Raw genomic sequence first — 20637 nt, forward strand, 5'->3', positions numbered from 1 at the left:
GCCATCCTTCAGCGGAAATTCTTCTCCCTCCGGATCAGCCCCACCGCCAGCGTCAGCGTCAGGATAAACAGCCAGATCAGCGACCATGCCGGCACCGACAGCCCCAGCACCGGCGGCAGCGGCGCGGTGCACAGGCCGTCGGAGTAGAACAGCTGCGGCAGCACCTTGGCGGTGGGCAGCGCATTGACCCAGTTCTCGAGCGGATCGATGCCGCACGATGCCTTGGGATTGAGCAGCAGCGACACGTGGTAGACCGCCACCGCGATGCCGGCGATGCCGGACAGCATGCCCAGGCCCTGCCACAGCGAGCGCGTGTTCTGCGCCACCGCCGCCAGCAGCGAGAACACGCCGATGCCGATAAAGGCGAAGCGCTGCATCACGCACAGCGGACAAGGCTGGTAGCCCTTTTCGAACTGCAGGTAGAGCGCGACGCCGACCAGGGCGAACGAGACGATGGCAATCAGCAGGAAATAGGCGCGGGAATTGGCTTGCATTGGAATTCAGATGATCCGGTAGTCGTTGCCGTCAGTGGAGGGCGCGGCTGTGCTGCGCATTATTACCGATTTTGCCGCGCCTGCCGCCGGCGCCACATGCGGCAACCCGGTGGGCCTCGGACGCGACGCCGGTGTCCATGCTCAGTCCAGATGGCGCACGCGGTCGATGGCCTGCTCGATGCGCTCCACCGCGATCACTTCGAGCCCGTCGATCTTCTGCTTGGGCGCATTGGCCTTGGGGATCACGGCCAGCGTAAAGCCCAGCTTGGCCGCTTCCTTCAGGCGCTCCTGCCCGCGCGGGCTGGGGCGGATCTCGCCGGCCAGCCCCACTTCGCCGAACACCACCAGGCCGCGCGGCAGCGGCTTGTTGCGCATCGACGAGTGGATCGACAGCAGCACCGCCAGGTCCGCCGCGGGTTCGGTGATCTTGACCCCGCCCACCGCATTGAGAAACACATCCTGGTCGAAGCAGGCGATGCCAGCGTGCCGGTGCAGCACCGCCAGCAGCAACGCCAGCCGGTTCTGCTCCAGCCCCACCGCCAGCCGGCGCGGGTTGGGCACGTGCGCGGTATCCACCAGCGCCTGGATCTCCACCAGCAGCGGCCGCGTGCCTTCCTGCGTCACCAGCACGCACGAGCCCGGCACGGTCTCTTCATGCTGCGACAGGAACAGCGCCGACGGATTGCTGATGCCGCGCAGGCCGCGCTCGGTCATGGCGAACACGCCCAGCTCATTGACCGCGCCGAAGCGGTTCTTGAAGGCGCGGATCAGCCGGTGCGACGAATGGGTATCGCCCTCGAAATACAGCACCGTATCGACGATATGCTCGAGCACGCGCGGCCCCGCCAGGCTGCCCTCCTTGGTCACGTGCCCGACCAGGATGATGGTGGTGCCGCTGCTCTTGGCGATGCGCGTAAGCTGCGCCGCGCATTCGCGCACCTGCGCCACCGACCCCGGCGCCGAGGTCAGCGCCTCGGAATACAGCGTCTGGATCGAATCGATCACCGCGACCTCGGGCCTTTCCGCTTCCAGCGTGGCCTGGATCTTCTCCAGCTGGATTTCGGCGAGCAGCCCCAGCGACGGGCTTTCCACGCCCAGGCGCTGCGCGCGCAGCGCGATCTGCGCGCCTGATTCCTCGCCGCTGACATAGAGCACGCGGCGCTGTCCGGCCAGGTTGGCCAGCGCCTGCAGCAACAGCGTCGACTTGCCGATGCCGGGATCGCCGCCGATCAGCACCACGCCGCCCGATACCAGGCCGCCGCCCAGGACCCGGTCGAACTCGTCGATGCCGCTGGAAAAGCGCGGCACGTCGGCGGCCTCGATCTCGGCCAGCTTGCGCACCGTGGCCGATGCCGCGAGCGGCTGGAAGCGCTTGTTCCCGGCGGACTCCGCCACGGTCTCCACCAGCGTGTTCCACTGCTGGCAATGCGGGCACTGGCCGGCCCAGCGCGGCGTGGTGCCGCCGCATTCGGTACAGGTATAGACAGTCTTGCTCTTGGCCAACGGAGGTCCTTGCAGAAAGAATCGAGCCGGGCCTGAAGCGACCCGGCCCGCGGAGTGGCGTAGTGGGCGAAGCGGCCTGAGGCAGCGCACGCGTGCAGAGCGTAACCGTGCGGCGCTGCGCCCGCACCCGCCCCGCCTATCGGCGCAATTTAGGCCATATCAGGCGACCGCAGGCGCGGCGCTGTCGGAGGCGGTGATGGTCGCCACCGTGGCCGGCACGCGCGGCGCCAGCGCGCACATCAGCTCGTAGCCGACCGTGCCGCTGGCCTGCGCCACTTCGTCGATCGGCAGGCCCTGGCCCCACAGCGTGACCGGGCTGCCGACGCGGGCCTTCGGGCACGGCGCCAGGTCCACGCACAGCATGTCCATCGACACGCGCCCGACCAGCTCGGTGCGCACGCCGTCGACCAGCACCGGCGCGCGCTGCTCGCCCCAGCCGGCGGCATGGCGCGGGTAGCCGTCGGCATAGCCGCAGGCGACCACGCCAATGCGCATCGGCCGCTCCGCGGTGAAGAGCGAACCGTAGCCGACGGTATCGCCCGGCTGCAGGTCCTGCACCGAGATCAGCTCGCTGTGCAGCGACATCGCCGGCTGCAGCCCGGTGCCCGCGATATCGGCATCGCGGCCGGTGGGCGAGCCGCCGTACAGGATGATGCCGGGGCGCACCCAGGCGCGGTGCGCGTGCGGATGCCACAGCACCGCGGCGGAATTCGACAGGCTGGCCTCGCCCGGCAGGTTAGCGGTGGCGGCGTCGAAGGCCTCGACCTGGTGGGCGATGCCGCGCGGGCCGTCGGCATCGGAAAAATGCGTCATATGGACGATGCTGCCCACGCACGGCATGGCGCGCGCGCGCTCCCAGGCGGCGCGGTATTCCGCCGGATGGAAGCCGAGCCGGTTCATGCCGGTGTTGAGCTTGAGCTGGACCGCCAGCGGACCCCGGGGGCGCGCGCTTTCCAGCATGCGCAGCTGCTCGTCGCAGTGGATCGCGGTGGTGAGGCGGTATTGCTCGATCAAGGCAATGTCCTGCGGCTGGAAGAAGCCCTCCAGCAGCAGGATCGGGCCCTGCCAGCCCAGGTCGCGCAACAGCACGGCTTCATTCAGGTCCAGCAGGCCGAAGCCATCGGCACCGCGCAGTGCAGCAAAGACACGGCGGATGCCATGGCCGTAGGCATTGGCCTTGACCACCGCCCACACGCGCGCATCGGGCGCCTTGCGGCGGATCACGTCGAGATTGTTGGCCAGGGCTGGTTGGTGGATGACGGCTTGGATCGGTCTTGGCATGGAGATCACATCAGGGTGGCGACAAAGCCGGCAGCGGCGCGGGCGGCTCAAACGCGCGGCGCAGGCTGGAAGGACGGCTCTGTCTCAATATCGATGGCGCAAACGTCACCTGTCGGTGTGCCGCAGCACGTACCGGCAACGGCGGTGGCAACGGATATGCGGGATGCCCGCAATTGGCACGCCCAGGTATCCCCGTCACCATATCTCGCCGGGCGCACACCAGATCAGGGAAAGACCGGTCCGGCGGGCCGCGGTGGCAGCCGTTATTTGAACACATTCGGATGCTGTTGCCGGGAGTCTTCGGGGAATCGGCAAGGCAATTTGCTGTCAAAAAGAGCCGTTGCCGGGGTTCGGGAATGTCATGTTTTCGTGATATAAAGCCGGACGCTCCGGCCATGTTCTAAAAGCGAAGCATTATGTCAATGACTGTCAGGCAGGCCTCACGGCGCCGCAGCGCAGCACCTACGACACAATTCGACACGGCCGCGGCACAAGGTTCCCTGCAAACCATGGCCTCTGCGGCCGGCACCAGCCTGGCCAACCTGAATGGAGCGCGCGATGGAGAGAAAGTCGACAGCATGAAGAAGGGTTTTTACACCATCATGGCCGCGCAGTTTTTTTCCTCGCTGGCCGACAATGCCTTACTGATCGCCGCCATCGCCCTTCTCACCGAATTGCATTCCCCGCAGTGGATGACCCCGCTGCTCAAGCTGTTCTTCGTTCTCTCCTACGTCATTCTTGCCGCCTTCGTCGGCGCCTTCGCCGACTCCATGCCCAAGGGGCGGGTGATGCTCATCACCAACGCCATCAAGGTGGTCGGCTGCGCCATCATGATGTTCGGGCTGCATCCGCTGCTGGCCTACGGCGTGGTCGGCTTCGGCGCGGCGGCGTATTCGCCCGCCAAGTACGGCATCCTGACCGAGCTGCTGCCCCCCGAAAAACTGGTGCTGGCCAACGGCTGGATCGAGGGCCTGACGGTGGGCTCGATCATCCTCGGCACGGTGGTGGGCGGCGCGTTGATCTCCGTCCATGTCTCCGGCCTGCTGCTGCGCCTGGACCTGCCCTTTCTCAATACCGGCATCGACACCCCGGCCGAGGCCGCGATGGTGGTGATCATGCTGTTCTACGTGATCGCTTCGCTGTTCAACGTGTTCATCCCCGACACCGGCGCGCGCTATCCGGCGCAGGAAAAGAACCCGATCAAGCTGATCGCCGAGTTCGGCGACTGTTTCCTGGCGCTGTGGCGCGACAAGCTCGGCCAGATCTCGCTGGCGGTGACCACGCTGTTCTGGGGCGTGGGCGCGACGCTGCAGTTCATCGTGCTGAAGTGGGCCGAGAAATCGCTGGGCCTGAACCTGTCGCAGGGCGCGCTGCTGCAGGCGGTGGTGGCGGTGGGCGTGGCCGTCGGCGCCATCCTCGCGGCGGCGCGCATCCCGCTGCGCAAATCGCTGTCGGTGCTGCCGTTCGGCGTGGCGATGGGTGCCACGGTGATGCTGATGGCGTTCTACACCAAGGACGCGATGCCGCAGGTCACGCTCGACGTGCTGGGCCTGCACATGCCGCTGTACATGGCCATCGCCTATGTGTTCCTCATGCTGGTGGGCGCGATGTCGGGCTATTTCGTGGTGCCGATGAACGCGCTGCTGCAGCACCGTGGCCATGTGCTGCTGTCGGCCGGGCACTCGATCGCGGTGCAGAACTTCAATGAGAACGTCTCGGTGCTGCTGATGCTGTGCCTGTACGCGCTGCTGATCAAGCTCAACGTGCCCATCGGCGTGGTCATCATCGCGCTGGGCCTGTTTATCTGCGTGACCATGGCGCTGGTGCTCAAGCTGCACAAGTACAACGTGCGCACCTTCAACTCGCTGGCGATGATCGGCGAGGACAAGCACCACTAGCACCATCACTGCACGGCCGCGCCCGCGGCCGGCAGACCGCGTCAGGCGTCGTCCTGGCCGGCTTGCGGGCCCGCCCGCGGCAGCGCTTCGGTGCGCGCCAGCGCCCGCTCCCGCCACCCCGGCGGTACCACGAACCCGCGCGAGCATTCGCGCCACCATCCTGGCGCCTGCGGCCCGGCCGGTTCCAGTTCGCACAGCATCACCGGCGACTCGCGGCGCCAGCCGTGGTCATGGCGCGGATCGGCAAAGCGCTGCGCCAGCAGCGCGTGCAGCGTGCCGGCGTCGTCGGTGCCGGCCTCCGGCACCAGCGCGCCAGACAACCACGCGGTGCGCGGCAGGCGGCACCAGCGCAGGCCCGGGCGCGCCTGGGCGCGCGCGGCCCAGGCATCGAGCGTCGACCACCAGCCGTGCAAGTGGTCCGGCGCAATGCCGAGCGTCTCCAGCCCGGCCGGCACCTGGCCGTCGCGATAGAACAGCCAGCCCAGCAGGTAGACCTCGCTGCGGTCCACGGTATGGCCCAGCGCGGCCCGGGCCTCGGCGGTATGCCCGAGTGGCAGCTGCCGGTGCACGATATGGCCGAGCTTGTCGCCAAGGCGGTCGACCAGGTTCGGGCCGACGAAATCCTGCGCCCGCGGCGGCTGGTGGCCGTCCGCCGCCATCAGGTAGAACTTGGCCGCCATCTCCCAGTGGACCACCGCGCCCGAGGCCAGGTCGCGCCAGACGAAATCCAGTTCGCCCAGCGTGCGCACGCCGTGCCGCCCCGCCCGCCGCACCGGCACGTTGGCGGCCAGCAGCGCCAGCCCCTGCATATGGCGCAAGGCAAAATGCAGCAGCCGCTCGGCGTGCCGGCCCAGGCGCAGGCTGCGGTTGGCGGGGTCGTGGTCGGCATCGGCGCAGAGCGCGGCGTGGCCGTCGGCGAGTTCGTCGATGGTGGCCGGCAGCGCGGCGGGATCCGCGCCTTCGAGCCAGCGCTGCCAGGCCTCGAGGGTGCCGGCTGGCCAGCGCGCCAGCGCGGCGCCAGGCACGGCATCCAGCAGCGGCGGCGACAGCGTGGTCCAGGCCAGGTCGCGCGCGCGTGCCGAGGCGGCGCGGCGCCACAGCGGCGCGGGCGACGGCCCATGGCCGTCGCCGCCGCGGCTCAGCGAGAGGTCAGGCCCCAGCTCCCGCACGGTCGTGGACCTCCCGGGCCAGGCACAGGTCTTCCCAGGCGCGCGCCTTGTCGGTCAGCGTGCGCAGCAGGTAGGCGGGATGGTAGGTCACCACCACGGGAATGCCCTGGTACGCATGCACGGTGCCGCGCAGCTTGCCGATGGGCGTGGTGGTGCGCAGCAATGATTGCGCGGCGAAGCGGCCCAGCACCACGATCACGCGGGGCCTGACCAGCGCGATCTGCCGGCGCAGGAAGGGCTCGCACTGCGCCGCCTCGTCCGCTTCCGGATTGCGGTTGCCGGGCGGACGGCACTTGAGCACGTTGGCGATGAACACATTGCGCCCGCGCGCCAGCCCAAGCGCGCCGAGCATGTTGTCGAGCAGCTTGCCGGCCTGGCCGACGAAGGGCTCGCCCTGGAGGTCTTCGTTCTCGCCGGGGGCTTCGCCCACCAGCATCCATTCGGCCTGGCGCGCGCCCACGCCGAACACCGTGCTGGTACGGGTCTGGCACAGGCCGCAGGCGGTGCAGCCCGCCACCGCGGCCTCCAGAGCCGGCCAGTCCATCGTGGCGATGGCCGCTTCACGGTCCGCTTGCGCAGCGCCGGGAACCGCCGCGGACACCAGCGCCGGCGCAACCGGCTCACGGGCTGGCGGCGGCGCCGCGGCGGCGGCCAGCGGCGCCCCGGCCTGCACCACCGCTGCAGCCACCGGCGCAGCCGTCACCGCCGCGGGCGGCTCGCTTGCCGGCAATGCTGCCGGCTGCGCCGCCACCCTGGCGGGCGCCTCTGGCTGCGCCGGCCTGGATGCGCGCGGCACCCATTCGGTCGGAATGCCCAGCACCTCGAGGAACTGCGCACGGCGGCTCATGCCCGGCCCTCCGCGCCTTCGTTGGCGGCCGCCTGCGCCGGCCAGGCGCGGCGCAGCACCAGCGCGTCTTCGCGCTTGCCGCCGGGCGCCGGGTAATAGCCCTTGCGGCGCCCGATCTCGGCAAACCCGGCCGCCTGGTACAGCGCGATCGCGCCGGTATTGGAGGGCCGCACCTCGAGCAGCATGGTGTGGATGCGGTGCGCGTGCGAGGTCGCCAGCACCACCGCGAGCATCAGGCGCCCGAGCCCCTGGCGCTGGCGCTGCGGCTCGACCGTGATGTTGAGCAGGTGCATTTCATCGACCACCGGCATCAGCACGGCGTAGGCCACCAGCGTGCCCGCCGGATCGCGCAGCGTCAGCCCGAGATGCCCGGACTTGACCGAGTTTTCGAAGTTGCCGCGCGTCCACGGATGGCTGTAGGCGCGTGCCTCGATGCCCGCCACCGCCTGCAGGTCCAGCGCGCTCATGCGGTCCAGCGACCAGCCCTCGGGCAACACCGGCATGGCCGGCACCGCGGGCCAGTCGTGGCGATCCGCGAGGGGATAGGCGGCGCTCACGAAGCCCTCCCCGGCTGGGCGGCCGCGCGCGCCGCGGCCGCGGCTTCACGTTCGGCGATGGTCTGGGCGACCTTGTCGCGCAGGTAGACCGGCATGGCCTGGTCGGCGTCGATGGCCTCGCCGCGCGCCAGCGCGCGCAACGCCAGGGCCACCATCGGCTGCGCATGCGGCATCGCGTCCGGCAGCACGCGGGCGGCGCGGGCAAGGCCTGCCAGGCGCTCGCCAAACACGGTGGGCGCGTTGCCGGCCAGCCAGAATTCGCCGGCGGGCAAGGCCACGGTCTCCGGCGCGCCGACCTGCATCGGCGTGAGTTCCGTCCACGCCTGCGCGACCGGGTTCCAGCCGAAGGCCGCGGCGTAGGCCTCGTCCATGCGCGCATCCAGCGCCACCAGCACCGCGGTGCCGTCCGGCAGCGCCGGCGTGGCGGCGCGGGTGCGCTCGGCGCAGGCCATCAGGGTATTGACCGGCACCACCGGCAGCCCGGCGCCGAACGCCAGCCCCTGCGCCACGCCGCAGGCAGTGCGCAGGCCCGTGAACGAGCCCGGGCCGGCGCCAAAGGCGATGGCCGCGCAATCGGCCAGCGCAATGCCGGCCTCGGCCAGCAATTCGCCGGCGGCCGGCAGCACGCGCGCCGACGAGCGTGCGCCGGTGTGCTCATGGCGCACCAGGCACTCGAGGCCGCCGCCTGCCGCGCGTCCGAGCGCGACCGAGCACCACTCCGTAGAGGTTTCAACAGCAAGAATCCAGGACATGGCGCGATTGTAGCCGTTGGGCCCGGAATCGAGGGCTTCTTCGGTTTTATACGGACGGCGCGGCCGCGCGGGGCGGCTATCATCGGGCTGCATTTTCGCAATCCACACAGCCCACACGGAGGAACCCCATGAGCGACCTGCAGGCACGCTTCGAACAGGCCCAGATCGACGTCAAGCAACTGAGCGAACGCCCCAGCAATATGTCCCTGCTGCGCCTGTATGCGCTGTTCAAGCAAGGCAGCGAGGGCGATGCCCACGGCGACAAGCCCGGCATGACCGATTTCGTCGGCCGCTACAAGTTCGAAGCGTGGGAAGCGCTGCGCGGCACCGCGCGCGAACAGGCAATGGAGCAGTACATCGCGCTGGTGGAAGAACTGCGCAGCGGCGCCGCCAGCTGAAGTGCTCCGGCCCGGCGGCGTCAGGCCGCCGGCGCCGGCCGCGGCCGGATGCGCCAGGCCGCCAGCATCGCGCTGGCGATCACCACGCCGACCGCGAGGAAGGTTTCATCGAAGGCGCGGATGCGCGCCGCCTGCAGCGCGCTGTCGCCGGCCTGGCCGAGCAATGCGCCATGCTCGGCCAGCCGCCACTGCAGCCCCACCCCGGCCAGGCTCACGCCGATGGCGCCACCCAGTTGCCGCAGGAAGTTGATGCAGCTGGAACCCTGCGCGATCAGCGTAAAGTCCACGCCGCGCATCGCGCCCAGCGTCAGCGATGGCAGGATGCAGCCCAGGCCGATCCGCCCCAGCACCGCCAGCCCGACCAGCACCAGGTAAGGCGTCGCGCGCGAGCCCAGCGCCATCAGCAGGAACGACAGCGACAGCAGCGCCAGCCCGAACGACACCTGGATATGCGGCGCGATCCGGTGCGTGAAGCGCCCCGCCACCGCAATCGTCAGCGCCAGCACCACGCCCGCCGGGAACAGCACCAGGCCGGCGCGCGATGGCGTGTATTCCAGCGCCATCTGCATATAGATTGGCAACAGGTAGGTCGAGCCGAACAGGCCCGCGCCATAGATGAAGGCCACCACCGCGCCGGCCGCGAACTGGCGGTAGCTGTACAGCCGCATGTTCATCAGCGGGTACGCCGCGCGCAGCTGCCACATCACGAACGCCGCCAGCATCAGCACGCCGAAGCCTGACAGCGCCAGGCCCGCGGCGACGCTCTCGCGCAGCTCGACCACGCCGTTGAGCAGGCTGACCGTGGCGATGCCGGCCAGGCCCAGCCCGCGCCAGTCCAGCGGCTGGCGCTCGCCCATCATGATCGAGTCCACCGCCATGAAGCGGCGTGCCATCAGCACGGCCAGCAGCGTCAGCGGCACCACCACGAAGAAGATCGAGCGCCAGCCGAAGGCCTCGACCAGGAAACCGCCCAGGCTCGGCCCCAGCGCCGGCGCCAGCACCACGCCGAAGCCGAACATGCTGATTGCCTTGCCCTGCTCGCGCTCTTCAAAGACCCGCAGGATCAGGATGTTGGGCAGCGGCTGCATGATGCCCGCGGCGATGCCCTCGGCCACGCGCATGGCGATCATCACGCCGTAGGTGGGCGAGAAACCGCCCACCAGCCCGCCCGCGCCCAGCAGCAGCGACGCGCCCAGGAAAGTGCGCCGCAGCCCGTAGCGGTTCAGCAGCCACGGGGTCAGCAGCATCGACAGCGTCATCGCGATCATGAAGCTGGCCGCGACCCATTGCGCGCGCTCCTGCCCCAGCGCGAAATGCCGGCTCAGGTCGGGAATGGCCACATTGACGATGGTGGACGAGACGATCGACGAGATCGTGCCCAGCATCAGCGTCGCCAGCACCAGCCAGCGCAGCCGCTCGCCATAGCGCGCACGCAGCGACTGCCGGGTCGGCAGACCCGACTGCTGACCGGAACCCTCCGGCGTGGCGGGGCCCTCGCTCACCCCAGCCGCCCGGTGTCGGCGATCTCGCGGATCTTGCGGACGGTGTCGATGTCGGCCGCGTGATAGGCGGACTTGACGATCTCGGCGTAGCGGTCGTCGCCGCTGGCATCGACGGCCGGCATGGTGGTGTCGTAGATGAAGCGCAGCAGCAGCGCGCCCGGACCCGGGGTCTCGATCGCCATGGTGAGGGTGCCGCCGGCATGCTCGGCCGTGGCCGCGGTTTCATAGCGCACCAGCCGGCGCGGCTCGTAGACCACGTGATCCTCGATCGAGGCTTCGCCGAAATGCAGCACGCGGTCGATCCAGTTGTCGCCGCGGCCCACCACTTCGGCGCGATCCAGACCCAGCACGAAAAGCTCGGGAGATTCGGCGCGCAGCACCAGGCCCTGCCACACTTGCTCGGCCGTCAGCGGTTCCAGCTGCGGGTTGCCCGGATCATTGATCTCCACCAAGTGCTCAAAACGCAACTTAACTCTCCCATTTGCAATAAGTCGATATTATGAAGTCTCCGCGTATTCGCGAGACCTTTTTGTCTGCGCACTGCAACATGGGCCAAGCCGCCCTCCCAGCTATCGGCAGGATCGCGCCGCCTGGAGTCTTCCGCACCAACGCCGCGCCCGGCTGAAACATCACTCCTGACAGCAGCTGTCAGGAGACCCGGCGCACAATGCGGCCGCTTTCACACGGAACGCTGCAGGAGGCTGTGATGGAGTTGCTGATCAATATCGATGTCGACGACCTGGCGCGCGGCATCGATTTCTACGCGCAGGGGCTGGGACTGCGGCTGGGCCGCAAGCTGTTCGACGGCGCCGTCGCCGAAATGCTGGGCGGCAATGCCCCGATCTACCTGCTCGCCAAGCCGGCGGGCACGCGCCCGACCACGCGCGGCGCGACCCGGCGCGACTATCGCCGCCACTGGACCCCGGTTCACCTCGATTTCGTCGTCGCCGACCTGGAGCAGGCCATCGAACGCGCGCTCGACGCCGGCGCCGAAATCGAGGACTGGCCGCAGGAGTTCGCCTGGGGCCGGCAGGCCACGCTGTCGGACCCGTTCGGGCACGGGCTGTGTTTTATCGAATGGAAGGGCCGGGGCTACGCGACGGTCGCGGACTGAGCTGGCCGCCGCGCACGGCGCCGGCGTTTTCGGACCATTCGCCTGTTGCCGGCTGCGCCGGGATGTCACATTTCCATGCAGGGTCGTGCCCGCCTGTTTCCTTGATGCCCGCGACGTAATAACATTGTGCTGACGCCAGTACTGGCCACACCATGAGCAACAAGACATGAAGGCAACGATCCGCAAGATGGGCAACTCGCAAGGTGTCCTGATTCCCAAGGCAATCCTGGCACAGCTGGGTCTGGAGAATGAAGTGGAAATGGAAATCGTGAATGACACGCTGGTGCTGCGCCGGCCCCGGCAGGCACCGCGGCAAGGCTGGGCGGAAGCCAGCCGGCAGATCGCCGCGACCGGCGACGATACCCTGGTGCTGGGCGACCTGCCCAACGCCGACGACGCGGAGCTGAAATGGTAGCGCGCGGCGACGTCTGGCTGGTCGCGCTCGACCCCACCGTCGGCAGCGAGATCGAGAAGACGCGCCCGTGCGTCATCCTGTCGCCGCCCGAGATGCACGACTACCTGCGCACCGTAATGGTGGCGCCGATGACCACCGGCAGCCGCCCGGCACCGTTTCGCATTCCGGTGACCTTCCAGCGCAAGACCGGCCTGATTCTGCTGGACCAGCTGCGCACCGTCGACAAGTCCCGGCTGGTGAAGCGGGCAGGCGGCCTGAGTGACCGCACCGTGGCGGACACCTTGCGGACCTTGCGTGAAGTGTTTGCGGACTGAGCCGCGGCGCGGGGGCATTTAATGCCGGCGGACGGGGACACCCTGGCCACATAAGCTTATGAAAAAGAAATAGACGCCAGAATCGTCCGCACTACGCCATCCGCACGCAATTGCGTTAATCTGTGCCCTCGCTCCGGACAGGCGATCCCTGCCCAGCGATTGCCTCTCACTCGCCACATCACAACAAGTTCTTCACCATTCCTATGCGCACGTCTTTGATCAAGCGTCTGGCGGCAGCAGTGTCCGCCGTGGGTTTTATCGCCGCCGGCAGTGCCGCGGCCCAGGAACAGACCATCCGTGTCGGCACGGTCAGCGGACCGGACGCCGAAGTCTGGCAAGTGGTCCAGAAGGTAGCCAAGCGCAATGGCCTGAACCTGAAGGTGATCGAGTTCAACGACTACGTGCAGCCCAACGCCGCGCTCGACGCCGGCGACCTGGACGCCAACAGCTTCCAGCACCAGCCCTATCTGGACAGCCAGGTGAAGCAGCGCGGCTACAAGATGCAGAGCGTGGGCTACACCTATATCTCGCCGCTGGGCATCTACGCGAAGAACCTGAAGTCGCCCAAGGACCTGCCGCAGGGCGCCAGGGTGGCGGTGCCCAACGATCCTTCCAATGAAAACCGCGCGCTGCTGTTGCTGCAGGCGCAAGGCGTGATCAAGCTGAAGGCCGGCGCCGGCACCAACGGCTCCAATGCCACGCCGCTGGACGTGGCCGAGAACCCCAGGAAGCTGAAGATCGTGGAACTCGACGCGGCCCAGCTGGCGCGCGCACTGCCCGATGTCGGCGCCGCCGTGATCAATACCAACTACGCGCTCGCCGCCGGCCTGCAGCCGACCAGGGACGCGATCGCGCTGGAGGACATCCACAGCCCCTACGCCAACATCATCGTGGTGCGCACCCAGGACAAGGACAAGCCGTGGGTCAAGAAGCTGGTGGCCGCGTACCAGTCGGAAGACGTGCGCCAGTTCATGAAGGCGCAGTACAAGGGCGCGATGGTGCCGTCGTTCTGATTGCAGGCGGTCGCTCCGACCACTGCTGAGCGTGGTCGCCAAAGTTTTTTTGCACGGCGCCCGCGCAAGGGCTTGCAAATTCCGCCGCCTTCGGTAGAATTCGCGGCTCACCACCTGCCCAGGTGGCGGAATTGGTAGACGCACTAGGTTCAGGTCCTAGCGGTGGCAACACTGTGGAGGTTCGAGTCCTCTCCTGGGCACCACGATTTAAGAAGGGGTCTGCGCATGCAGACCCCTTTTTCATATCCGCCCCGAAAGCAAAGCGCTTGAGCGCTTTGCTTCGCTGCGTCGAAGTCCTTCCATCATTCAGTCCTTCTATCATTCGCCGCCCGGCGATCGATCGCATACAGTAGTTCTACCTGGCGCGACACTGCCGTGCCATGGCCTGTTCCGCGTCATAACGGAGAACTACCGTGGGCAAACTGCAAGAGCGTCGCCGTTTCCTGGGAGCCGCGCTGGGCGGCCTGCTGGTCCCGGCGCTGCCGGCGTGCGGCGGCGGCGACGACGAACCACCCAAGCCCACGCCACCCGAGCCGGTTCCCCCGGCGCAGATCACGCAGGCCATCGCCCAGCTCGACCAGCTGGTCGCCGATCTGATGGCCAGTTCGCGCGTGCCCGGCATGGCGGTCGCCGTGGTGCGCGGCAATCAGACCGTTTATGCGAAGGGCTTCGGTCGGCGGCTGGTGACCGACCCCGCGCCGGTCGATGCCGACACCGTGTTCCAGCTGGCGTCGGTGTCGAAGTCCATCGGCGCCACGGTGGTGGCGCGCCAGGTCGGGCGCGGCGGCATCGGCTGGGATACGCCGGTGCGCACGCACCTGCCCTGGTTCACGCTGGCCGATGCCGAAGTCTCGGCGGCCGTCACCATCGGCGACCTCTACGCCCATCGTTCCGGCCTGCCGGACCACGCCGGCGACCGTCTCGAGGACATGGGCTACGACCGCCAGCAGGTGCTGACGCGCCTGCGCTTCCTGCCGCTGCATCCGTTGCGCGCGGTCTACGCGTACACCAACTTCGGCATGACCGCCGCCGCCGAAGCGGTTGCCGTCGCCGCCGGCACCGACTGGGCCACGCTGTCGGAACAGGCGCTCTACCAGCCGCTGGGCATGACGCGCACCAGTTCGCGCTACGCCGACTTTGCCGCGCGCGACAACCGCGCGCTCGGCCACGTGCGGATCAACGGCAACTGGGTGCAGGGCGCGGCGCGGATGCCCGATGCGCAATCGGCTGCGGGCGGCGTCAGTGCGTCGGTCAACGACATGGCCAAATGGCTGGCGCTGCTGCTCGCCAGGGGCGAGTATGGCGGGCAGCGGGTGGTCGACGCCGCCGCACTGGCGCCGGCCCTGAGCCCGCAGATGCAGAGCAACCCGCCCGCCGGGGGCCGCCCCGCCGGCTACTATGGCTATGGCTTCAATGTCGGCACCACCGAACTGGGCCTGACCTCGCTCAACCACTCCGGCGCCTTTGCCCTGGGCGCCGCCACCAGCTTCATGGCGGTGCCGGAACTCGACCTGGCAATCGTGACGCTGACCAACGCGCAGCCCATCGGCGTGCCGGAAACCCTGAGCGCCCAGTTCTTCGACCTGGCGCAATACGGCGCCATCCGCCGCGACTGGGGCAAGATCTATGGCGATGCGCTGGCACCGCTGCTGGAGCCGGAAGGCCGGCTGGTGGGACAGCCACGCCCCGCCAGTCCGCTGCCGGCGCGCGCGCTGTCGACCTACACCGGCACCTACCGCAACGACTACTACGGTCCGCTGCAGGTCGCCGACCAGGGCGGCACGCTGGTGATGACGCTGGGCGCGACGCCGCTGGTGCTGCCGCTGAGCCACTGGGACGGCGATATCTTCACCTTCACCCTCGACAATGAAAACGCCATGCCGGGCACGATCTCGCAGGCCGCCTTTTCCAGCGACCGGGTCTGGCTCGAGTTCTACGACCACGAGGGCCTGGGCATGTTCGTGCGCTAGCGGTCCGGACGGCATTGCGTATCGGGTCAGTATCGGGTCGGCATCGATCCGGCATCGATCCCTTCACGGAGGATGGACATGTGCAGACACCTTGCAAAGCTTCTCGCCGCCGTCGCCACGCTGTGCGCCTTGCTCGGCGGCTGTGCCGCGCCCACCCCGCCGGCGGACCCGCCGCGCCCGGTCGCGCCCGGCCAGCCCGCCGCGGGCAAGGCGGAAGTGCTGTGGCTGGGCCAGGCCGCCACGCGCATCACCACGCCGGGCGGCAAGGTCATCGTGATCGACCCTTGGCTGACCAACAACCCGAAAACCCCGACCGGCTTCAAACAACTGTCCGCGCTCGGCAAGGTCGACCTGATCCTGGTCACGCATGCCCATAATGACCATCTGGGCGATACCCCGGCGCTGGCCCGGCTGACCAACGCACCGGTGTACAACGGCGGCGGCCTGGGGCGGGCGCTGGTCAGCCTGGGCCTGGTGCCCGAGGCGCAGGTACAGCGCTTTGGCAAGAGCGGCACGGTCATGCCATTTGGCCCGGCGGGCCCGAAGATCACGGCGGTGCATGCGGAGCACTCGTCGGAACTGGCGCTGAAGAACCCGGCCACCGGCAAGGACGAAACCCACTATGGCGGCGAGCCGGTGGGCTACATCATCGAACTGGAGAACGGCTTCCGCATCTGGCACATGGGCGACACCGGGCTGTTCGGCGACATGCGCCTGATCGGCGAGATCTACAAGCCGGACCTGGTGCTGATCCCGATCGGCGGGCATTCCACCATGGCACCGCAGGATGCCGCGATCGCCGTGCGCGACCTGATCCGGCCCCGCTTCGCGATCCCGATCCACTACCAGACCTCGGCGCAAGCGAGCGGCACGCCGGAGCAGTTCCGGACGGCGCTGGGCGCTGGTGCCGCGACCAGCGTGATCGTGCCGCAGCCGGGCGAGAAGGTCGACTTCTGAGCGGCGGCGTCAGCCGATGCGGTAGCGCCGGATCACGTCGGGGTCCGGGTCGATGCCCAGGCCGGGGCCCGCGGGTAGCGCGATCATGCCGTCGCGCGGCACCACGGCATCGCCAAGCACTTGCGCGGCCATGTCGAAGTACCGCCATTCGATCATGGCGCCGGCATCGCCCAGCGCCGCGGTGGCATGCATGGCGGCCAGCAGCCCGGGGCCGTCGTAGAAGGTATGGACCATCACCTGCGCGTTGTGCACCCTGGCCAGGGCAAAGACATCGCGCAAGGCGCTGATGCCGCCCATCTTGGCCGGGCTGGGCTGCACCACATCGACGGCACCCATGCCGAGCAGGTGCTCGAACTCCAGCAGCGTGGTCGCATTCTCGCCGGCCGCGACCGGAATCGCGCAGCGCCGGCGCAGCGCTGCCAGTCCGGCGTAGTTCTCGGGTGGCCACAGCGGCTCTTCCAGCCACCTCAGCGACAAGGGCTGCAGGGCGCGGACCATGTCGATGGCCTCATGCAGCGTCCACGGGCAATTCGTATCCAGCGTGAGCTCGATATCCGGGCCCGCCGCCGCGCGCGCGGCACGGATCACGGCCAGGTCGACCTCATGCAGCTTCAGGCTGCGGTAGCCATCGGCAATGGCGCGCCTGACGTTGACCGCGATCGCTTCGGCATCGCCATAGCGGATCAGGCTGGCATAGGCCGGCAGCTGCTCGCGCCGCGCACCTCCGAGCAGCCGGTAAACGGGCAGGCCGGCCGCCTTGCCGCACAGGTCCCACAGCGCGATGTCGAGCGCCGACAGCGCGTAGAACAGCGGCCCGCTGCGTCCGAACACATGGAACCTGCGCTGCAGGTCGAGGCTGATCGCATCGATCCCGGTCGCGTCACGGCCGATGCAGGCCGGCGCCAGCATCTGCTCGATCGCGGCCCTGGCCGCCGGAACGCCGACAAAGCCGAAGGTTTCGCCCCAGCCGACCAGGCCGTCATCGGTGCTTACCTTGAGCAGCAGCGAATCGGCGGCCTGCATGCCCGCCCCGCCCCAGACACCCGCGGCCGAAACCCCGCCGACCGTGAATGGAATGCGCAGGACGATGGCTTCGATGCTGGCGACCTTCATGGCGCACTCCTTGCTCGCGCGCTCGCCCAGGCTACCACCGGCAACGCCGGCGCCCATGCCGCGCAGGACTTCAATATAGGCCACCAGGCGGGCCCGGCATGAGCGCTCGCCGCCGCGGGCGTTGCAGCCACCCTGTGGAATCCCACAGGGTCGGCGCGCCACCCTGCCCGCCCTTCACTATTCTCGCCCGTGGCAATTCGCGCCAGCCCCAGGCGCCGTGTCCGCTGCGGCCTTCACGGCGCCGCCATGCCGGCCCCGGCCGCGAATTGATCGTTGAAGAACAAGATCCGAAAGGGAAGACTCAATGCGTAAGACGATTTTGCTGATGGCGATTTGCGCGGCACTGTCCGCGTGCGGCGGGGACGATAACAGCGCGGCACCGCAGCCCAACCCGGGCAACCCCGGTACCCCGGGTACCCCCGGAACGCCGGGAACACCTGGCACCCCAGGCACGCCCGGCAACCCCGGCACCCCCGCGCCGGCGGGCTGGACCGATCCGGCGCCCTTCAGCGAGGCTGGCGCGGGCAACGTCAACGTCGCCATCGATGCCGCGGGCAATGCCATCGCGGTCTGGATGCAGCTCGATGCAGGCAGCGCCAACGAAAGCGTGCTGGCGAGCCGCTATGTGCCGGGTTCCGGCTGGAGCGCGCCAGTGGCGCTGGAAAGCGATGCCGCGGGCGCCACCGATGGCCCGCAGATCGCGATCGACCGCGCCAGCGGCCGCGCCATGGTGGTGTGGGCGCAGCTGACCACCGCGGGCGCCTACGACATCTGGGCCCGGCCCTTCGACCCGGCCTCCGGCTGGGGCACGCTGGCGCGCATCGAGGCCGGCGCCGGGCTGGCCGCGCAGCCGCAGGTCGGCATCGACGCCAGCGGCAACGCGATCGCGGTGTGGAGCCAGCGCGACGGCCAGTTCGGACCGTTCAAGATCGTCGCGAACCGCTACACCGCCGCCAGCGGCTGGGGCACGGAAGCGATGTTCGCGACGCCCAATGACTCCGGTATCCAGAACCTGCGCCCGCAGGTTGCCGTGGCCCCTTCGGGCGAGGCGATTGCGGTGTGGGAACTGACTGACCTCGCCAGCAACGGCATCTGGACCAGCCGCTTCAGCGGCGGCAGCTGGGACGCGCCCAGCGAGCTGGTGCGCGACGACAGCATCGACCGCTCGCTCGGCTATCCCGCCATCGCCATGGACGGCAGCGGCAACGCCACGCTGGTATGGGGGCAATCCGATGTCGCCAACGGCACCGTGGCCAGCACGCTGTACGCGAGGCGATTTACCTCGGCCTGGCAGAACCCCGTCGCGGTGGCGCCGCCGGTTGCCGAAGCCTTTATCAGCAAGGCGCGGCTGTCGGTCAATGCGCGCGGCGACGCCATGGTGGCCTGGGGCCGCCACGACAACGCGCTGGTGGCCAGCGTGGCCCCGGCCAACGGCGCCTGGGGCAGCGCGACCGTGCTGCTCGATGCCAGCACGCGCACGCCGAGCCTGCCGACGGTCGGCCTGGACGGCGCCGGCAACGGCTTTGTCGCCTGGACCCAGGAGCCCGACGGCAGCAGCGTGGCCGACCTGTGGACCAACCGCTATGTGGCCGGCACCGGCTGGGGCACCGCCACGCCGGGCGAGAGCTATGGCGACACCGCCGCGATTCCCGCGCTGGCGGTAAACGAGAAAGGCAACGCGGCGCTGGTCTGGAACCAGTGGAGCGACGCCGGCACCCGTATCGCCGGCCGCTATTACACGCCGGCCAACTGACGCGCTTGTCGCGCCAACCGCGAGCCCCGGGGGCGATGTTGGCCCCCGGGGCTTGTCCGCGTTGTCCGAGTTAACGCAGTCTGCTCCGTCTGGCGCTGCACCGTTGTCAGATCGACAGCAGCCCCAGCGCCACCGCTCGCGCGCAGGTGGCCTGGCGCCCGCGCGTATTGAGCTTGCCGGCGGCGACGTTGAGGTGGAAGTAGACGGTGCTCTCGCTGATGCCGAGGATGGTGGAAATCTCCCACGTGGTCTTGCCGATCGCCGCCCAGTGCAGGATCTCGCGCTGGCGCCGGCTCAGCGCCGGGCGCGCGGCCTCGCCCTGCAGCCGCCGCAATGCCGAATGCAGGCAATGCGCAAAGTAGCTCATCGGCGCCAGCGTGGTGCGAAGCGCGCGCAGGTCGGAGGTGGCATCGGTGGTCAGCGTCATGAAAGCCCAGTCGATCCCCGGCGTCCATAGCGGAATGGTCAGGCCCGCGTTGAGCCCGTGCTCGCCCGCGCTGCGCAGCAGCTTGCGCGCGCTCTGCCCGATATCGCGGCGCGTGTGGTCGACCTCGCCCAGCGCATTCCACGAGGTCGCCGGCATGCCCGCGCGCACGTGCGCCACGCGTGCGTCGCCGTCCTCGTGCCGCTTGGCGCGCAGCGGCTCGTAGCGCGCGCGCGCCCAGTCCGCCGGGAAATCGTGGAAGCAGACAAAGTCGTTGTCGTCCTGCGCGCCGAGCGCGGGCTGCTTCATGACGTAGGCATGGTGGTTGAAGCCCATGGCCCTGGCCGCGCGCAGCGCCACCTGTGCCACTTCCTGCGGCGTGCGCACATGCAGCACGGTCTCGGCGTACTGCCAGTCACGGAGCGGATCTGTCTTCATGCAATCTCCGACCGGATGCGCGCCCCGGGGGCGGGTGCGATCGTGAAGACGCAGCCGTGCGGCAACTGGCCGCCAGCCGGTGAAGATGGCGAGTGTATGCAAATTCCGCCGCCACGGAACGCCCCGTTCGGGGGAAGAGCACGGGCCCGCTGGGCGGGCGCGGCGTGGCTACGGCTGCCATCCCGGCAGCGCCGCGGCCTGCCGGATCCAGTGCGCCAGCAGGGCCTCGTCGATGGCCTCGCCCTCGTGGATATGGAAATAGCGCGTGTCCTTGTCCCTGGACTCGACCGGCGGCACCGGGTCGAGCGACATGCCGCGGAAAAACGCTACCTTGATGTATCGGGTCATGCAATGGAAGCTGAGAAACCAGCCCTGCCCCGCCCTGCCATAGAACGGCGAATTCCAGCGCACCGCCTTGTTCACATCGGGCACGTTGCGCTCGACCAGTGCGTCCAGTCGCCGCCCCGCGTCCTGCTTCCAGCCCGGCATCGCCGCGAGGTAGGCTTGCACCGGCGCATCGCCATCGCCTTTCGGAATCTGCGGATTGCCCCCTGCCAGCAGCACCGGCTTGCCGGTGGCGGGCCGCGCAGCGGCCTTCTGCGCGGGCTTGCGCGCACCCCCTGCCGGGGTCCGGGACGTGCTGTTGGCCATGGCTGACCTCCCCTGGTTGACGTCGGTCGGCGAGACCGCACTGAGCGGCTATGATAAGCCGGTCAGCCAGAACC

21 protein-coding genes and 1 tRNA gene are annotated in these 20637 nt (G+C 69.0%); 10 read left to right on the forward strand and 12 right to left on the reverse strand.

The window, feature by feature from the left end; all coding sequences use genetic code 11:
• Window positions 1–8: 8 nt before the first annotated feature.
• From CBM2586_RS08960 to alr, 3 genes are all read right to left on the reverse strand, one after another.
• Complete coding sequence (locus CBM2586_RS08960) at window positions 9–494, reverse strand: disulfide bond formation protein B (RefSeq protein WP_115661949.1); 486 nt, start codon at window positions 492–494, stop codon at window positions 9–11.
• A gap of 141 nt (window positions 495–635) precedes the next feature.
• Window positions 636–1997, reverse strand: coding sequence for a DNA repair protein RadA (gene radA / locus CBM2586_RS08965; protein ID WP_115687273.1), 1362 nt, complete (start codon window positions 1995–1997; stop codon window positions 636–638).
• Between the two features lie 159 nt (window positions 1998–2156).
• Window positions 2157–3278: an alanine racemase gene (alr, locus tag CBM2586_RS08970; RefSeq protein ID WP_115661947.1), complete on the reverse strand. Its 1122-nt coding sequence runs from the start codon at window positions 3276–3278 to the stop codon at window positions 2157–2159.
• 578 nt (window positions 3279–3856) lie between these two features.
• Between alr and lplT the strand changes: the two genes are divergently transcribed.
• The gene (lplT, locus tag CBM2586_RS08975; protein ID WP_115663729.1) at window positions 3857–5176 is read left to right on the forward strand and encodes a lysophospholipid transporter LplT; all 1320 of its coding nucleotides are present in this window, start codon (window positions 3857–3859) and stop codon (window positions 5174–5176) included.
• A 41-nt stretch (window positions 5177–5217) separates the two neighbouring features.
• On the opposite strand, the gene CBM2586_RS08980 is transcribed toward lplT, so the two are convergent.
• The 4 genes from CBM2586_RS08980 to tsaB are packed head-to-tail and all read right to left on the reverse strand — an operon-like array spanning window position 5218 to window position 8501.
• Window positions 5218–6345: a DUF1853 family protein gene (locus tag CBM2586_RS08980; protein ID WP_115687274.1), complete on the reverse strand. Its 1128-nt coding sequence runs from the start codon at window positions 6343–6345 to the stop codon at window positions 5218–5220.
• Window positions 6326–7192: a uracil-DNA glycosylase gene (locus CBM2586_RS08985; RefSeq protein ID WP_115687275.1), complete on the reverse strand. Its 867-nt coding sequence runs from the start codon at window positions 7190–7192 to the stop codon at window positions 6326–6328. Before CBM2586_RS08985 ends, CBM2586_RS08980 begins: the two co-directional genes overlap by 20 nt.
• Window positions 7189–7749, reverse strand: a complete 561-nt coding sequence (gene rimI / locus CBM2586_RS08990; protein WP_115661944.1) for a ribosomal protein S18-alanine N-acetyltransferase — start codon at window positions 7747–7749, stop codon at window positions 7189–7191. Before rimI ends, CBM2586_RS08985 begins: the two co-directional genes overlap by 4 nt.
• On the reverse strand, window positions 7746–8501 hold the full coding sequence (tsaB, locus tag CBM2586_RS08995; RefSeq protein WP_115663728.1) for a tRNA (adenosine(37)-N6)-threonylcarbamoyltransferase complex dimerization subunit type 1 TsaB: 756 nt from the start codon (window positions 8499–8501) through the stop codon (window positions 7746–7748). Before tsaB ends, rimI begins: the two co-directional genes overlap by 4 nt.
• Window positions 8502–8629: 128 nt before the next feature.
• Here tsaB and CBM2586_RS09000 point away from each other — a divergent pair, with 128 nt between their 5' ends.
• On the forward strand, window positions 8630–8899 hold the full coding sequence (locus CBM2586_RS09000) for an acyl-CoA-binding protein (protein ID WP_012353003.1): 270 nt from the start codon (window positions 8630–8632) through the stop codon (window positions 8897–8899).
• A gap of 20 nt (window positions 8900–8919) precedes the next feature.
• Here CBM2586_RS09000 and CBM2586_RS09005 read toward each other — a convergent pair whose 3' ends face one another.
• On the reverse strand, window positions 8920–10401 hold the full coding sequence (locus CBM2586_RS09005; RefSeq protein WP_115661943.1) for a DHA2 family efflux MFS transporter permease subunit: 1482 nt from the start codon (window positions 10399–10401) through the stop codon (window positions 8920–8922).
• Complete coding sequence (locus tag CBM2586_RS09010; protein WP_115661942.1) at window positions 10398–10868, reverse strand: SRPBCC family protein; 471 nt, start codon at window positions 10866–10868, stop codon at window positions 10398–10400. Before CBM2586_RS09010 ends, CBM2586_RS09005 begins: the two co-directional genes overlap by 4 nt.
• Before the next feature lie 239 nt (window positions 10869–11107).
• Here CBM2586_RS09010 and CBM2586_RS09015 point away from each other — a divergent pair, with 239 nt between their 5' ends.
• The 7 genes from CBM2586_RS09015 (at window position 11108) to CBM2586_RS09045 (ending at window position 16184) form a co-directional block, all read left to right on the forward strand.
• The gene (locus tag CBM2586_RS09015) at window positions 11108–11515 is read left to right on the forward strand and encodes a VOC family protein (RefSeq protein WP_115661941.1); all 408 of its coding nucleotides are present in this window, start codon (window positions 11108–11110) and stop codon (window positions 11513–11515) included.
• Window positions 11516–11681: 166 nt separating this feature from the next.
• Entirely contained in the window at window positions 11682–11930 is a 249-nt protein-coding gene (locus CBM2586_RS09020) for an AbrB/MazE/SpoVT family DNA-binding domain-containing protein (protein WP_115661940.1), read from the forward strand.
• On the forward strand, window positions 11924–12244 hold the full coding sequence (locus tag CBM2586_RS09025) for a type II toxin-antitoxin system PemK/MazF family toxin (protein WP_115661939.1): 321 nt from the start codon (window positions 11924–11926) through the stop codon (window positions 12242–12244). Before CBM2586_RS09020 ends, CBM2586_RS09025 begins: the two co-directional genes overlap by 7 nt.
• A gap of 203 nt (window positions 12245–12447) precedes the next feature.
• On the forward strand, window positions 12448–13257 hold the full coding sequence (locus CBM2586_RS09030; RefSeq protein WP_115661938.1) for a MetQ/NlpA family ABC transporter substrate-binding protein: 810 nt from the start codon (window positions 12448–12450) through the stop codon (window positions 13255–13257).
• Window positions 13258–13373: 116 nt separating this feature from the next.
• A tRNA-Leu gene (locus CBM2586_RS09035) sits at window positions 13374–13460 on the forward strand.
• Between the two features lie 210 nt (window positions 13461–13670).
• On the forward strand, window positions 13671–15227 hold the full coding sequence (locus CBM2586_RS09040) for a serine hydrolase (protein WP_115687276.1): 1557 nt from the start codon (window positions 13671–13673) through the stop codon (window positions 15225–15227).
• A 78-nt stretch (window positions 15228–15305) separates the two neighbouring features.
• The gene (locus tag CBM2586_RS09045) at window positions 15306–16184 is read left to right on the forward strand and encodes a metal-dependent hydrolase (protein WP_115661936.1); all 879 of its coding nucleotides are present in this window, start codon (window positions 15306–15308) and stop codon (window positions 16182–16184) included.
• Between the two features lie 9 nt (window positions 16185–16193).
• Here CBM2586_RS09045 and CBM2586_RS09050 read toward each other — a convergent pair whose 3' ends face one another.
• Window positions 16194–17297 (reverse strand): mandelate racemase/muconate lactonizing enzyme family protein, encoded by a 1104-nt coding sequence (locus CBM2586_RS09050; protein ID WP_115688714.1) that lies wholly within the window; start codon window positions 17295–17297, stop codon window positions 16194–16196.
• A gap of 304 nt (window positions 17298–17601) precedes the next feature.
• On the opposite strand from CBM2586_RS09050, the gene CBM2586_RS09055 reads away from it, so the two are divergent.
• Window positions 17602–19050, forward strand: coding sequence for a hypothetical protein (locus CBM2586_RS09055; RefSeq protein ID WP_116363044.1), 1449 nt, complete (start codon window positions 17602–17604; stop codon window positions 19048–19050).
• A 106-nt stretch (window positions 19051–19156) separates the two neighbouring features.
• Here CBM2586_RS09055 and CBM2586_RS32030 read toward each other — a convergent pair whose 3' ends face one another.
• Both CBM2586_RS32030 and CBM2586_RS09065 read right to left on the reverse strand, forming a co-directional pair.
• Window positions 19157–19912, reverse strand: a complete 756-nt coding sequence (locus tag CBM2586_RS32030) for a helix-turn-helix transcriptional regulator (protein ID WP_115687278.1) — start codon at window positions 19910–19912, stop codon at window positions 19157–19159.
• A gap of 168 nt (window positions 19913–20080) precedes the next feature.
• Window positions 20081–20563, reverse strand: coding sequence for a DUF1801 domain-containing protein (locus tag CBM2586_RS09065; protein WP_115687279.1), 483 nt, complete (start codon window positions 20561–20563; stop codon window positions 20081–20083).
• Window positions 20564–20637 lie beyond the last annotated feature (74 nt).

The sequence above is a fragment of the Cupriavidus taiwanensis genome, from assembly GCF_900250115.1.
Lineage (GTDB): Bacteria > Pseudomonadota > Gammaproteobacteria > Burkholderiales > Burkholderiaceae > Cupriavidus > Cupriavidus taiwanensis_B.

Excerpts from the sequence above, each read along its gene's own strand:
- alr (WP_115661947.1), bottom strand. The coding sequence starts at position 3,278 with ATGCCAAGACCGATCCAAGCCGTCATCCACCAACCAGCCCTGGCCAAC.
- CBM2586_RS09020 (WP_115661940.1), top strand. The coding sequence starts at position 11,682 with ATGAAGGCAACGATCCGCAAGATGGGCAACTCGCAAGGTGTCCTGATT.
- CBM2586_RS09065 (WP_115687279.1), bottom strand. The coding sequence starts at position 20,563 with ATGGCCAACAGCACGTCCCGGACCCCGGCAGGGGGTGCGCGCAAGCCC.
- CBM2586_RS09045 (WP_115661936.1), top strand. The coding sequence starts at position 15,306 with ATGTGCAGACACCTTGCAAAGCTTCTCGCCGCCGTCGCCACGCTGTGC.
- CBM2586_RS32030 (WP_115687278.1), bottom strand. The coding sequence starts at position 19,912 with ATGAAGACAGATCCGCTCCGTGACTGGCAGTACGCCGAGACCGTGCTG.
- CBM2586_RS09025 (WP_115661939.1), top strand. The coding sequence starts at position 11,924 with ATGGTAGCGCGCGGCGACGTCTGGCTGGTCGCGCTCGACCCCACCGTC.
- CBM2586_RS08985 (WP_115687275.1), bottom strand. The coding sequence starts at position 7,192 with ATGAGCCGCCGTGCGCAGTTCCTCGAGGTGCTGGGCATTCCGACCGAA.
- CBM2586_RS09050 (WP_115688714.1), bottom strand. The coding sequence starts at position 17,297 with ATGAAGGTCGCCAGCATCGAAGCCATCGTCCTGCGCATTCCATTCACG.
- tsaB (WP_115663728.1), bottom strand. The coding sequence starts at position 8,501 with ATGTCCTGGATTCTTGCTGTTGAAACCTCTACGGAGTGGTGCTCGGTC.
- lplT (WP_115663729.1), top strand. The coding sequence starts at position 3,857 with ATGAAGAAGGGTTTTTACACCATCATGGCCGCGCAGTTTTTTTCCTCG.
- CBM2586_RS09015 (WP_115661941.1), top strand. The coding sequence starts at position 11,108 with ATGGAGTTGCTGATCAATATCGATGTCGACGACCTGGCGCGCGGCATC.
- CBM2586_RS09000 (WP_012353003.1), top strand. The coding sequence starts at position 8,630 with ATGAGCGACCTGCAGGCACGCTTCGAACAGGCCCAGATCGACGTCAAG.
- CBM2586_RS09030 (WP_115661938.1), top strand. The coding sequence starts at position 12,448 with ATGCGCACGTCTTTGATCAAGCGTCTGGCGGCAGCAGTGTCCGCCGTG.
- CBM2586_RS08960 (WP_115661949.1), bottom strand. The coding sequence starts at position 494 with ATGCAAGCCAATTCCCGCGCCTATTTCCTGCTGATTGCCATCGTCTCG.
- CBM2586_RS09055 (WP_116363044.1), top strand. The coding sequence starts at position 17,602 with ATGCGTAAGACGATTTTGCTGATGGCGATTTGCGCGGCACTGTCCGCG.